This is a genomic window from Paenibacillus sp. NPDC057934 (assembly GCF_042887565.1).
Lineage (GTDB): Bacteria > Bacillota > Bacilli > Paenibacillales > Paenibacillaceae > Paenibacillus_AQ.
The window spans coordinates 753,783-766,492 of sequence record NZ_JBHVPB010000001.1 but is presented as its reverse complement, the minus strand read 5'-3'; the positions used below and the strand labels follow the sequence as shown (position 1 = coordinate 766,492).

Genomic DNA, 12,710 nt, shown 5'->3' with positions numbered 1-12,710 from the left:
CACCTTGAAATCATACTTCGGTGCCATAATCAGCAATCTGGAACTTGGCCTTCACGTGGATTTCAGCATGATTCTTATAGTAATCTTCCCAATGCTCGCGCATCTCCCGCCATTCCTTTGGATAGTTCCATTCCATGAGCAGACCGAGCGACAGAACATCAGCTCCAGATTCCTTCGTCTTTTTCAGTGCTTTCTCCAAGTCGTGGACAGCTTTCTTCTCCAGTGCCTCAATTACTGTGCGACTGAATTCGATCTTATTCCGGTTCTCAATGTCCTTCTTGTAGACTAAACTAGCCCGCCCCTTGAGCGTGACATAGAAGACAGGTCCTTTCTCTGTCATTTTTACGGTTCTGGACCCTTTGGAGGTGAAGAAAGTGACACTTGCCCGGCTCTTTCCCTCATCCCAAGTAACCGTAATCTCCGGATCATTGGGATGCCCTAGCGCCCAAGCCAGTGACCTGGCGTCCTGCAGGCCTACCGTGCCTCTCATTTTATCTTTTTGAAAAATCATAGCCCCCTGCATTCCGACCCAATATTCAGGCATAGCTGGAATGGTATCATCCGGATCATCTCCAAAGGACAGGTAGTTGATGGCATAGCCCATTCCGCTGGCCTCCGCAATCAAACACTGCTTGATGGTGGTGCCGAGCAAATAGTTGTTCTGCCCTAACTTCATCAGTACCTCGCTCGGAAGTGTCTCGAAGGTTGGTGTGAGTTCTGTAATCGTCTGCGCCCTTCCGGGTGCGGCGAAAACGTAGGTACCTAGCGGCACGCTTGGCTCTCTTCTCATCCATTCCAGAAGTTCGGCCATCCGACTACGGGCATATTCCTTGCCAATCACTACCGCTTTGATCTTCGCCAGGCTGATCGTTCTAGTCAAATCTTTCTGGATCAGCATCAGTGCGTCAGGGATTGTCTCCGCCGTTTTGGTAACTTTCGCGTACGTCTTGCTGCTACCGCTCCCACTGCCGCCACCAGACTGCTGCCCATTCATAAGCCGGTTGGTTAAGGGTGAACTGATCGACAACTCGACCGTACCTGGATTCTTACCCACATCGAGGTATATCCCATAGACGAAGCTTAATTCATCCAGTTCCACTTTGGACCAGCAGCCCGTCAGATTCAGCATCAAAATTAATGCGATTCCTAGCTTCACCAGACTCATTTTTTCCGCTGCCTCCTTTGGTTCCACTTGCTAAATGCATCGCTGCGCTTGTTCATATAAGTAGAGGGAACCCGCAGCAACGTATCCTTCCAGTCCTGATAGACAAAAGGTGCAATCGGCTGCATATATGGCGTTCCGAAGGAATGAAGATTGGCCAGATGTCCATACAATACGAAGGCTGCCGTGAACACACCAATCAAACCCATAGTTCCCCCGAGAATTAGCAGCGGAAAACGCAGGAGCCTGAACGTTAATCCAAGCTCCAGATGCGGAATGATGTAGGAAGCAATACCTGTGATCGATACGACAATAACCATCGGAGCCGATACAATCCCTGCCATCACCGCCGCCTGCCCGATGACAATCGCCCCGATAATGGATACGGTCTGCCCGACAGGCTTAGGAATGCGCGTTCCCGCTTCCCGTAATGCTTCAAAGGTCAGTTCCATAATCAGGGCCTCCGTCAACGCTGAGAAAGGAATATTCTCCCGGGCCGCTGCAATGGTAAGCAGTAGATTGGAGGGAATGATCTGGGCATGGAAGGTAGTGATCGCCACATACAGTGAAGGAAGAAGCAAGGCCATAATAGAGAACACGAATCGCACAATCCGAATCCAGCTGCCCGCGAAATAGCTCTGGTAATAATCCTCGGAGGATTGCAGCAGCGAAAAAAGGGTTACCGGGGTTAGCAGCGCAGATGGCGTACCATCCTGCAGAAGGCCGATGCGCCCCTCCATGAGGGAAGCCGCCACGGAATCCGGGCGTTCCGTATACTGAAACAACGGAAATGGCGTCAGCACATCATATGTGATATGCTCCGCTAGATAGCTGATGCCCAGGATCCCATCAATGGACAAGTCCTGGAGCTTACGGTCAATCTCCTCAAGCACCTCCGGTTTATAGAGTCCCTCTATGTACAGTACGTAAACGTCGGTCTTTGTATATTTACCGATGCTATAATGCTTCATTTTCAAGTCAGGATGCTTGATTTTATGGCGCAACAGCGATAAATTCGTCTCTATATCCTCAATGAAGGCTTCCTGGGGACCGATAACCACCAGCTCATTCTGTGATTCGCTGACTGCGCGCTTCTGATATTTGGTGATATCAAAATAGTAAAGGAACGGAAATCCCTCCATTCCAAGCACTACATTCCCCATAACAACCAGATCTGCTGCTGCGGTAATATCAAAGCATTTCAGGCTAGCGATGGAGAACGCCGATCCTCGTTCCAGCCGCTCGAGAAATTGGGACCAATCCAGGCCTGAATTGCTCTCCTTTTTCAGTACTTCGCTAATACCTTCCTGAAGACTCCGAAGGTCTACAATAGAAGGAATGTAGATTAGCGTACACGCATGACCATGCACCTGAAAGACCTGATAGACGATGTCGCTGCCTCCAGCTAACTGCTTCTTGATAGTCTCGAGCATCTGTGCATCCACGATCTTCGCCTCCGGTCATACGTTGATGGAAATCTGCTTTAGTTTGCCAATTTAACAATAAGTTATGCGATAGGAGACAAGGTGACGGATTAAGTTGATATGCAAAAAAGCCAGCCCCGTTTGTCTTCGGGAGCTGACTTTATGAGTATGTTTAATTTGTAGCTGTGGCTATAAGCTTTGCTAAAAAGTACGGCCAAGCCCACCGCTGACTTCGTGCGGCACATAGGCGGATTCCAGGCGCTGCACCTCATCCGGGGTCAACCGGATGTCAACGGCTGCCACTGCATCCTCCAGGTGCTGCATCTTGGTCGCGCCGATGATCGGCGCAGTGACCGGCTTCTTCTGCAGCACCCAGGCCAGTGCCACCTGCGCGCGCGGAATGCCGCGCTCTTCGGCAATCTCCTTCACCTGTGTGGTCACACGGTGATCGGCTTCTTCGGTCTTGGCGTATAATTGCTTCCCGAACTCATCGGTCAGGGAACGCGCACTCGACTCTTCGGAGTCCCGTGTCAGCCGGCCGCGGGCCAGCGGACTCCACGGGATGACACCGATACCCTCAGCTTCGCAGAGCGGCAGCATCTCCCGTTCTTCTTCACGGTACAACAAGTTGAGATAGTTCTGCATGGAGACAAAGCGGGTCCAGCCATGGCTTTCCGCTACATGCAGCGCTTTAAGAAACTGCCAGGCATACATGGAGGAGGCTCCGATATAGCGTGCTTTACCCGCTTTGACGACATCATGGAGCGCCTCCATGGTCTCTTCAATAGGTGTCTCGCTGTCCCAGCGGTGAATCTGGTATAGGTCAACATAATCCGTACCCAGCCGCTTCAGGCTGTGGTCGATTTCACTCATAATGACTTTGCGCGAAAGCCCGCCGCCATTGGGACCCGGTCGCATCCGGCCATGGACCTTCGTAGCGATGACCACATCATCACGGGCCGCAAAATCCTTCAGTGCCCGCCCGACAATCTCTTCGCTTGTCCCGTCGGAGTACACATTGGCCGTATCAAAGAAGTTGATGCCCAGTTCAAGTGCGCGGCGGATGAACGGCCGGCTCTCTTCTTCTCCCAGTGTCCAGGCATGGTTCCCCCGCTCGGGTATCCCGTAGCTCATGCAGCCCAGGCAAATACGTGAAACTTCAAGTCCTGTGGAACCTAGCTTTGCATAATCCATTGAACATCATCCTCTCAACCAGAAGTTATGACGAATGCTTACGTTACTAGTATAGCTCCCCCAGTGGGGAAATAAAAATGCAATAAGATTCCGTACAGCGGGAAGTTCTTCGTCCTTTGCAACATTAGCGGTCAAATAGTATCAACCTACTAATAAACACCAATTCGGGGAAAGCCGATTTTTCCGGATTGGCATCTTAAGCTTTCTTATTACTACTGTAGCGAGAGAACAAACGCCAGATTAATTCTCTGCGACTTGTGACACCCGTTTTAATGAAAATCGACTTGAGATGATCCTGAACGGTATACGCAGAGATATGTAGATTGTGAGCTAGCTCCTTGGTAGACAGCCCCTTGGAGATTTGTTCCACGATTTCTTTCTCCCGGGATGACAATCCATATGACTCGGCAATTAGCGGCAAGATGTCGGCGGTTCGGGCCGGCTCAAAGGTAACAGCCAGCTGAATCCGGCCAGAAGACTCGTCCAGCTTGCTGGCAGCAATGGCCAAATAATGGCCTGATGGCAATCGCAGACAAATCTTAGCCTTAGAGGGCTGATGGTCCTCAGCAGCGCTCAGTTCCGCAAGCGCGCGCGAACATACTGCCCGCACTGGACTTGGTAGGATCTCCGGTTCAAGCTGTTCCCACTCCCCAAGCATGTCCAGCCATTTCCTGGCTTGTCCATTGGAAGCAAGCGGGTTCAGCTCATGGGACAACACCAGGATACCAATTTCCTCCTGCAGTCCTTGAATATCCTCCGGTGGCGTGCTTAATGTATATCCTCGCAAGGTGCGGGCGATCCAAGGTGCGACAGCCGCCAGAAAGGCTTCCTCATCTGCCTGAAAGAAAGACCCTTTCGCTGCCCTGAACAATGTAAGATATCCCCAGCATGCCCCTCCGCCCAGCAAGGCTACACGGATTTCATCCCCGAGTCCCGCGGGCTGCAGGACGGCAAGATAACGTCCGCTTCGCTCCAGTTCTCCTTCCGTGGCACCACTAAGTGTTGCCACAGGGACAAGCTGGTGGACCAAATCGTCGTATTTGTTGAAATCTTCATGCAAATATTCATATTCAAACAGCCGGGCATGGATGGCTTCAATACCTTCCCCCGCAATGGCCCCCGTGGACAAGAGAGTGTATGGGTCAACCGTTGTGCAGCAAGCAGCCTCGAACGGAATCCAATCCTTCAGCCTGCTAATCATCGCCTCCCTGTATTCATGCGAGGATGACGTTCTTCGCTCCAGTCGCTCCAGCTCTTTCTTGAATGTTTCCAGACTCTGTGACATGCCCTTCTCCTTCTGAATCCCACAAATGTGGGATGGTCTCATTCTGACTTCACGATGATAATTACTAATTATATAGCAGCACATTATATCATCAAGTCAGGAGAGGCTACTCATGAAAGAACACAACTCGAAAGATAAACTTAGGAGTAGAAACTGGGAGCATCCCGATATCTATACATACGAAGAGACCATTGCCTTGAAAATCCCTGGATACCATACAATGTACGATATGTTAGAACGGCTGCTGGCGGCAAGGTGCGGGAACCAGAGTTCAGCGAATGTACTGATCATCGGCGCAGGCGGCGGCCAGGAAATCATTACGTTAGGTGCCAGACACAAGAACTGGAATTTCACTGGAATCGATCCTTCCGAATGCATGCTGGAAGTAGCTTCTCAGCGGATCAAAGAGGCTAGTCTTGAACAGCAGGCTACCCTGCTGCACACCGGACTGGAGGGCTTTCCACCACATAAGCCATATGATGCCGCCACCTGTATGTTGGTGCTTCACTTTGTCAAGGAACGGGAACAGAAAAAGCAACTGCTAGCGCAGATTGCCGATCACCTTAAGCCCGGAGCCCCCTTCTTCCTGGCATCCATTAACGGAGCAGTTGGTTCAGAAGCATGGTCCCATATGATGAAGGCTTGGCAATGTCATATGCTGGACCAAGGCATCAGCAACACGGATTGGCAGAAATTTGCAGAATCCATCGGAGTCACTTCTCACCTTATTCCCTCACAGGAAGTGGAGCTGCTTCTGCAGGAAGCCGGCTTCAGTACCATTTCGCGTTATTTCGGCTCCTATCTGGTTGACGCATGGTTTGCCTTCAAGAACGATAGGGGGAGCGCCTGATGAACAAGGATATTATCGTCATCGGTGGTTACGGCCATGTCGGCTCACAAATCTGCACCCTGCTCAGTGAACACTACCCTGGGCATGTCTATGCGGCAGGCCGCAGTCTGGAACGTGCTGAGCAATTCTGCAAGGCTACTGGCAGCAAAGTTAAACCGCTGCGCCTAGACCTCACCGAAAAAGCCGACCCAAGACTGCTTAAACGGGCGAAGCTTGTAGTGATGTGCATGGACCAGCAAGATACTGCCTTTGCAGAAGCTTGCTTGCAAAACGGAGTGTATTATGTGGATGTATCGGCTAACGGCGCTTTTCTTGCCCGCCTTGAAGCACTGGCATCATCCTCCAGACCATTCGCTGGAACGGCTGTATTGAGTGTCGGACTAGCCCCTGGCTTGACCAATATGTTGGCTCGCCATGCTAGTGAGGCCATGGACCATACAGATTGCGCAGACATCACTATTATGCTGGGCCTTGGTGATCGTCATGGGAAAGCGGCCATTGAATGGACCATCGACAATCTGAGGGCTGACTTCGATATTATGGAGAAAGGAAGCCTGGTTGCTGCGACCAGCTTCACAAGCGGTAAGATAAGCGATCTTGGTGAGGGTCTGGGAAGACGCACAGCCTACCGGTTCCCTTTTTCCGATCAGCAGACCCTGCCCCGGACACTCGGTATCGCTTCCGTCTCCACCCGTCTCTGTTTTGATTCCCGAATCGCTACCGGTTCTGTAGCTTTAATGCAGAAATTCGGGCTTAAAAAAATGCTCCACAGCCAACGCATGCGAAAAGCGGCAGTATGGTCTTTTAGTAAACTCCGTTACGGCAGTGATCAATACGCCATCAAGGTGGATGCCTGCGGCACCAAGAACGGCCTTCCCTATGTTGCGGAATATGGAATTCAGGGGAGAAATGAGGCCAGGATCACAGCCCGGACTGCCGCCGCTGTGGCGGGAGCGATCTATAGTGCCACGTTGCCGCCAGGTATTTTTCATATTGAGGAGCTGTTTACTTTAGAACTTGCCAGCGATCACCTTTCACTAAGGCTGGCTGACACCACTAAGAGTGACCAGTCCTTTACCATTGATGAGATCCGCTGCTGGACTCGTGAATTATTCCAACAACACAAATAAATATCGAATACTGCCGAGCGACGCTTCGCTAACCCTGAAGATAAGGCTTTAAGGTCTGTACCATCTCCAACAGTTGCTTAGAAGCGTCCTCGTACATTTGTTTAGCTTCCTTGTTCTGTGTAGAGAGGCTGAACATCTCCATGTCTGCTTCGGCTTTTTTGAGTGTGGCATAGAGCTGCGGCTTCTCCTGTAACTCCGGCACCTTGATTTTGTCCGCATAGAGATCCACTGTCAGATCACCGTAGGAATCCACCTGCCCCAGAAACACATCTTCGGTATTCAATCCCATCAGTTCGAGCTTGCCTTGCAGCCAGCCCCGAGTCTGACCCAGATTGTCCAGCGGCTCATCCAGCACCTCCCCGTCCATGATCACAGCTAATGGCTCTTTCTGTTGAGGAACGATAATCCCAAGATCCTTGGCCGTTAACGGCTGGTTCTCCTTTTTCAGCAGGACGTTAATTGAACCGGAGGATTCCATAATCGCAAACTCAACATCAGCGAGCCGGAAGACATCCTTCTTACGCAGTTCAGCCATCAATTCATCCGAAGACAAGCGCTCCTTCTTCAGATTCTCTTCCAGAATTTTACCATCCTTAACAAGGACCGCGGATTTGAAATCCATGAAATCTCTTGCTTTCTTGCTCTTGATCTGCAGTAATTCAGTGCCCAGCGAGACGGAAACCCAGACCGCAAGGGCAATGAGGCCCAGATACCAATTCGTCTCTGTATCCATGGATATATAGGCCGCCAAGCTCCCGATGGTTATGCCTGTAATGTATTCAAATAACGAGAGCTGAGACACCTGTCTCTTCCCGAGCAATTTGGTTAAAAAGAAAAGAACCACGACGGCGCATAACGTCCGCACAATAACCTCCAACCATAACGGCAACTGTAACTCCTCCTTTGATTTAAGTGTCCATGCTGCTTAACACATTCATTATTTGTTAATTGCACCGGAAGAAAACAGGGATTTTTTCCCCTGAATAATGACGCAAACCGGAGTGAATCATATTCAAGCGTTAATCAGTTTTCAATCACCCGAAGGAGGAACTCACAAATGACGGTAGCTTCGCAGGTAAAAACATGTCTCTCTTCTCTAAAAGGCGCTCAGGCTAGCTTGGAACAGTTCGCTCTTGCAACACAAAATCAGGATGCCAAAACGCTGTTTACCGATGCTGCAGCACAAACACAGCAAATCGTACAGCAAGTAGAGAGCCGGGTTCAGGACCTCGAAAAAGAAGAGCCGCAATATAAAGGCTTCTAAATAAAAAATGCCCTGTTCCTTTAGAGGAGCAGGGCATTTTTTATTTAGCGGAAACCACTTCGGTTTGTGCAGAACTTGATGTATCCCCGTGACCCGGACCAAACAGATTCAGGACGACTACACCGAGTACGATCAAAGCGATGCCTACGAGGCTGCCGGTCGATATTTTTTCTTTCCAGATCAGTACCGAGATGATGACGGTAGCCACCGACCCGACCCCTGACCATATCGCATAGGCGGCATTCAGCGGAATGGTTTTCAATGTAAGCGATAAGAAGAAAAAGGCCACCACAAAACCAACAACAACCCCGATAACTGGCAGTGGCTTGCTGAATCCTTGTGATGCCTTAAGCATCGACGTCCCGAACAGCTCAAATAAGATAGATAAAGCTAGATACAAGTAACCCATTATTCTTTATTTCCTCCAGACCATGAAATTAATTGTTCAAACACTTGATCCCGCAGCTTCTCGTCCAGTTGGGCCATTCCGAACAGCTCCGTAAACCATAGGCCATCGGCGGCCAGCCTGATGATGGTCGCTTGTACAGGATCGATACCATCATGGATAATGTTATTCTGCCAGCTCTTGAACTGCTCCCGCATTCCGTCCAGCAGCTTGGGATTCGCAAAAGCAGCAGCGAACAGAGCTGAACTCCTGTCGAGGCCCTGCTCCACCTCCTCAAAGGCGGTTCCCACATATGCACGACTCCACGACCCTTGTATAGTAGGATCAGCCTCTGCCTTCAGCTGAACATTCTGTCCGTATTCTTCATTGCTCTTATCCACCATGCCGGTAATCAGGGCATCTTTACTTGCAAAATGATACAATAGTCCTCCCTTGCTGACTCCCGCTTCCTTCGCAACCGCATCCAGTGTCAGCTGACCCATTCCATCCCGCTGTACAATTGTTGAGGCTGCATTCAGAATCGCTTCCCGTTTGGAATTGACATTATGAGCTGTCAATAACATCACCCCTTTATATTTAGTGTACCGTCTGGACGGTTTGTAGGTCAATATAAAATTGCTACCTGGGAGAACTTTTTTATCAATATATGCAAAAAAGCCAGCAAATACGGTTGTAACCGCTTTGCTGGCCCTTTTAAATTTCTTTAAACGTCGTTGATTAGATCTGCAATAACGATCTTCTGCCCGGTCCGAGCACTCTCCAGTGCTCCGAATACCATGGCCATGCTATAACGATTATCCCTGCAGTCTGTCTCTGCTGGACGCTGCTCTTCCAGTGATAAGAACATTTCATCCAGGCAACCAGGATGGAAGGTATTTTTCATCTCCACCACCGGGCCTTGAACAGTTTCATAATCGTAGAAGAACTTACCGTTCTGGTCGCCAGATGACACCACCTCGGCATAAGGCATACCATTGCCATCCCAAAGCGCAGTGCCCTTATCTCCGATAATCCGCCAGGAGGCTTCCCATGACGTAGGAGCACCTTCCGCAGACCAGGAACCTTGGTAACTAAACACAGAACCGTCGGACATTTCAAAAATGCAGATGGCCGCAGCATTACCGGCATACCATGATCCCGGAGGGTTAAATTCCTGGCAGTAAACCGTCACTGGATTAGCTCCACTGATGTACCGGGCCTGGTCAAAGGTATGTACCGCCATATCCAGCAACAGCGGGCTCTCCATCGCATCACGAAAGCCACCGAAATGGGGAGCCAGGAAGAAGCTTGCGCCGATATAACCGGTTCTGCCGATCGTTCCCTGTTCCATCAAGCTCCGTAGTGAACGAATCCGATCATCAAAACGACGGTTCTGCATCACAGCATGCGTCTTACCGGTCCGCTCGGTTAAGGCCACAATCTCATTACACTCGGCCATTGTGCCAGCCAATGGTTTCTCTCCGAAGACCTGACAACCCATTTCCAGTGCCGTGCGGGCAATTGTGAAATGGCTTTCCGGAATCGTCACGTCAAATACAAGGGTTGCACCGGTCTCGGCAATAGCTTGCTTCAGATCGGTGAATGTTGGGCAGGTTAGATTATACCGGGCAGCCATTGCTTGCGCAGCCGAGGGGTACAGATCAACCAGTGCAACAATTTCCGCGTCCTCCCGCCCGAGTGCATATTCCACCCAGGCATTCGCCATTCCCCCGCAGCCAACTAAAGCAATGCGATATGATACTGTCATGGTGGTCCTCCTTTGATTAGGTCGGATTCGGCACGAAGCTTCCGCCGCGACAATGTTTAAGGTAGTTCAAGGCATGAACTTGCCCAGTCATCTCCAGCTCATCCTTGTAAACCGGATCATGCCAGCCTTCAATATCTATCGTGCCTTTATAACCCGCTTGGCGCAGAATGGTGATAATATCCGCCCAGTTCGTATCCCCAAAGCCTGGGGTCCGGTGCCATACATATTCCTTAGGGCTGTGAATGCCGTATTCCTTGACGATATCCCATGCAATAGTTGCATCCTTGCCGTGCACATGGAAAATCTTGTCGGTCCATTTACGCAGTTGCGGGATTGGATCAATCAGAGCCACCATTTGGTGACAAGGTTCCCATTCCAGCCCCAGGTTGTCAGCAGGCACGGCGTTGAACATTTTCTCCCAAGCTTGCGGGTTGTGAGCGATGTTCCAATCGCCGGATTGCCAATTGCCACCCATGGAACAGTTCTCGAAGGCAATGCGCAGACCACGATCAGCCGCTTTCTTCGATAGTTCACCGAATACTTCAGCGAACTTCGGCAGGGAGTCATCAATAGATTGACCCGGTAGACGTCCAGTGAAACCGGATACCATATCCGTTCCGAACAAGTGGGCTGTGTCGATCAGGCGTTCCCAGCTTGCCAATGTATCTTCGTTGCCGTTAGCATTTGTGAGTGGGTTGCCGAAAATGCCGACTGAAGAAATAACAAAGTTATGTTGGTCCGCAAGTTCACGCACGCGCTTAGCCGTCTCTACCAGATCTGTCTCCCCGGTTGTTTGCCAAAAGGTCAAGCTAAAGGATTCGAAGCCATGACCTACGATTTGCGGAATCACACGAACGGCATCGCCGCCGCCCACCAAAGTACCGATTCTAAGTGTATCTTGCATCTTGTGTACCACTCCAATATTGGTTTATATTAAATTCAACACTTCAAGTATATTCGTGATTAATACCTAAATCTCTGATTATATTGTGTTGTTTTAGTTCAATCTTGTGGTGGAGGCTGGAGTGCATTGACATATCCGAAGGAGCTTAAAGAATACCCGCAACTGGAACAAAAGACGTATCCGTTCCGCTTGTTCATCAACGACCGCCATGAGGAAAAGGCGGGTCAGAATATTCTCTTTATACACTGGCATGAGCATTTCGAGATTATTGTGATGCAGCGCGGCAGCGCTATTTTCCATGTGGACAGCCATCCTTATGAAGTTGAAGCGGGCGAGATCCTGTTCGTTCCATCGGGCGGGCTGCATGTCGGCTACTGCCTCAAGGATGGGCCTATTTGCTATACCTCTATCGTGTTTCACGGGTCGCTCTTCGAAGACTGGAAGCAGGACCCGCAGCATGAGCAATTCGTTGAACCGTATGTGAGCAACCGATATCAGTTCCCGGTGAGGCCTGCTGAGCATATGCCGTCTTTTGCCGCACAATCGGCACTGCTTCAATCTATTATTGAAGAGGATCAGGTCAAGGGTCCGGCTTATCAGTTGGCGATTAAGAATTACCTCCACCTGCTATTTACCCTGTTGTCACGTAATTTTTTGCCCCAACAGCTAGTTGGCAGTTCCAAGGAACATCACTCGTTCAACCGGGAACGATTTAAGCCGCTACTAACCCATGTGGAGGAACATTTCGCTGATAAAATTACCATTGAGCAAGCAGCCAAAACCGTCAATCTTAATCCTTATCATTTCTGCAAAACCTTCAAGAAGCTGACGGGACGTACCTTCATTGATTATGTGAACCTGTGCCGGGTTAATGAAGCCGAGCGGCTGTTGCTGGAGAGTAATCTTAGCATTACCGAGATCGCCGGGCGGGTGGGCTGTGATAATCCCAATTATTTTACGAAGTTGTTCAAACAGTACAAGGGTATGACTCCGTCAGGCGTTCGTAAAGTTTGATGATTTACATTTCACTCTATAGGGAATCGACTAACAGGAAATATTCCCTTTATTTTCATTTAAATCCTTTCTTTTATAAAAATAACTGGAAATTATCCTGTTAATCACCTCTTTTCTAGGTAATTACGGGATAAAAGAGGTTCATAACTGGAGAAATTCCCTTTATTTATCACAACGGAGGTGAAAGGAAACATTTAACGGGATATTTTCCCGTTATTCAAGCCTCTCTTAAGTTTCAAACGTGGCTCGGGTAGTTATTCAGGTGAAGTGTGGACTTGCGGTCACTGTTGTCCTCATAACTTCTATGTTAAGTCGCCTTTATGTGCTGAA

Annotated in this window: 13 protein-coding genes; 4 read left to right on the top strand and 9 right to left on the bottom strand. The window is 49.7% G+C overall.

Annotation, left to right across the window (positions count from 1 at the left end):
* Positions 1-10: 10 nt before the first annotated feature.
* From ACFVRY_RS03680 to ACFVRY_RS03665, 4 genes are all read right to left on the bottom strand, one after another.
* Entirely contained in the window at positions 11-1,165 is a 1,155-nt protein-coding gene (locus ACFVRY_RS03680; protein ID WP_387497398.1) for a Ger(x)C family spore germination protein, read from the bottom strand.
* Positions 1,162-2,595 (bottom strand): spore germination protein, encoded by a 1,434-nt coding sequence (locus tag ACFVRY_RS03675; protein ID WP_387497755.1) that lies wholly within the window; start codon positions 2,593-2,595, stop codon positions 1,162-1,164. Before ACFVRY_RS03675 ends, ACFVRY_RS03680 begins: the two co-directional genes overlap by 4 nt.
* 192 nt (positions 2,596-2,787) lie before the next feature.
* Positions 2,788-3,780 (bottom strand): aldo/keto reductase, encoded by a 993-nt coding sequence (locus ACFVRY_RS03670; RefSeq protein ID WP_387497396.1) that lies wholly within the window; start codon positions 3,778-3,780, stop codon positions 2,788-2,790.
* A gap of 196 nt (positions 3,781-3,976) precedes the next feature.
* The gene (locus ACFVRY_RS03665; RefSeq protein WP_387497394.1) at positions 3,977-5,065 is read right to left on the bottom strand and encodes a LuxR C-terminal-related transcriptional regulator; all 1,089 of its coding nucleotides are present in this window, start codon (positions 5,063-5,065) and stop codon (positions 3,977-3,979) included.
* A 112-nt stretch (positions 5,066-5,177) separates the two neighbouring features.
* Here ACFVRY_RS03665 and ACFVRY_RS03660 point away from each other — a divergent pair, with 112 nt between their 5' ends.
* Both ACFVRY_RS03660 and ACFVRY_RS03655 read left to right on the top strand, forming a co-directional pair.
* Positions 5,178-5,915 (top strand): class I SAM-dependent methyltransferase, encoded by a 738-nt coding sequence (locus ACFVRY_RS03660; RefSeq protein ID WP_387497392.1) that lies wholly within the window; start codon positions 5,178-5,180, stop codon positions 5,913-5,915.
* Entirely contained in the window at positions 5,915-7,045 is a 1,131-nt protein-coding gene (locus tag ACFVRY_RS03655) for a saccharopine dehydrogenase family protein (protein WP_387497390.1), read from the top strand. Before ACFVRY_RS03660 ends, ACFVRY_RS03655 begins: the two co-directional genes overlap by 1 nt.
* Before the next feature lie 28 nt (positions 7,046-7,073).
* On the opposite strand, the gene ACFVRY_RS03650 is transcribed toward ACFVRY_RS03655, so the two are convergent.
* Positions 7,074-7,934, bottom strand: coding sequence for a DUF421 domain-containing protein (locus ACFVRY_RS03650; protein ID WP_387497388.1), 861 nt, complete (start codon positions 7,932-7,934; stop codon positions 7,074-7,076).
* Between the two features lie 168 nt (positions 7,935-8,102).
* Between ACFVRY_RS03650 and ACFVRY_RS03645 the strand changes: the two genes are divergently transcribed.
* Positions 8,103-8,309 (top strand): DUF1657 domain-containing protein, encoded by a 207-nt coding sequence (locus tag ACFVRY_RS03645; RefSeq protein ID WP_387497386.1) that lies wholly within the window; start codon positions 8,103-8,105, stop codon positions 8,307-8,309.
* A 40-nt stretch (positions 8,310-8,349) separates the two neighbouring features.
* Here the strand turns inward: ACFVRY_RS03645 and ACFVRY_RS03640 are convergent, their stop codons facing one another.
* The 4 genes from ACFVRY_RS03640 to ACFVRY_RS03625 form a co-directional block, all read right to left on the bottom strand.
* Positions 8,350-8,718, bottom strand: coding sequence for a DMT family transporter (locus tag ACFVRY_RS03640; RefSeq protein ID WP_387497384.1), 369 nt, complete (start codon positions 8,716-8,718; stop codon positions 8,350-8,352).
* Positions 8,718-9,272 (bottom strand): TetR/AcrR family transcriptional regulator, encoded by a 555-nt coding sequence (locus ACFVRY_RS03635; protein ID WP_387497382.1) that lies wholly within the window; start codon positions 9,270-9,272, stop codon positions 8,718-8,720. Before ACFVRY_RS03635 ends, ACFVRY_RS03640 begins: the two co-directional genes overlap by 1 nt.
* Positions 9,273-9,418: 146 nt before the next feature.
* On the bottom strand, positions 9,419-10,462 hold the full coding sequence (locus tag ACFVRY_RS03630) for a Gfo/Idh/MocA family protein (protein ID WP_387497380.1): 1,044 nt from the start codon (positions 10,460-10,462) through the stop codon (positions 9,419-9,421).
* Positions 10,463-10,478: 16 nt separating this feature from the next.
* Positions 10,479-11,366: a sugar phosphate isomerase/epimerase family protein gene (locus ACFVRY_RS03625; protein WP_387497378.1), complete on the bottom strand. Its 888-nt coding sequence runs from the start codon at positions 11,364-11,366 to the stop codon at positions 10,479-10,481.
* A 126-nt stretch (positions 11,367-11,492) separates the two neighbouring features.
* On the opposite strand from ACFVRY_RS03625, the gene ACFVRY_RS03620 reads away from it, so the two are divergent.
* Positions 11,493-12,380: a helix-turn-helix transcriptional regulator gene (locus ACFVRY_RS03620; RefSeq protein ID WP_387497376.1), complete on the top strand. Its 888-nt coding sequence runs from the start codon at positions 11,493-11,495 to the stop codon at positions 12,378-12,380.
* Positions 12,381-12,710 lie beyond the last annotated feature (330 nt).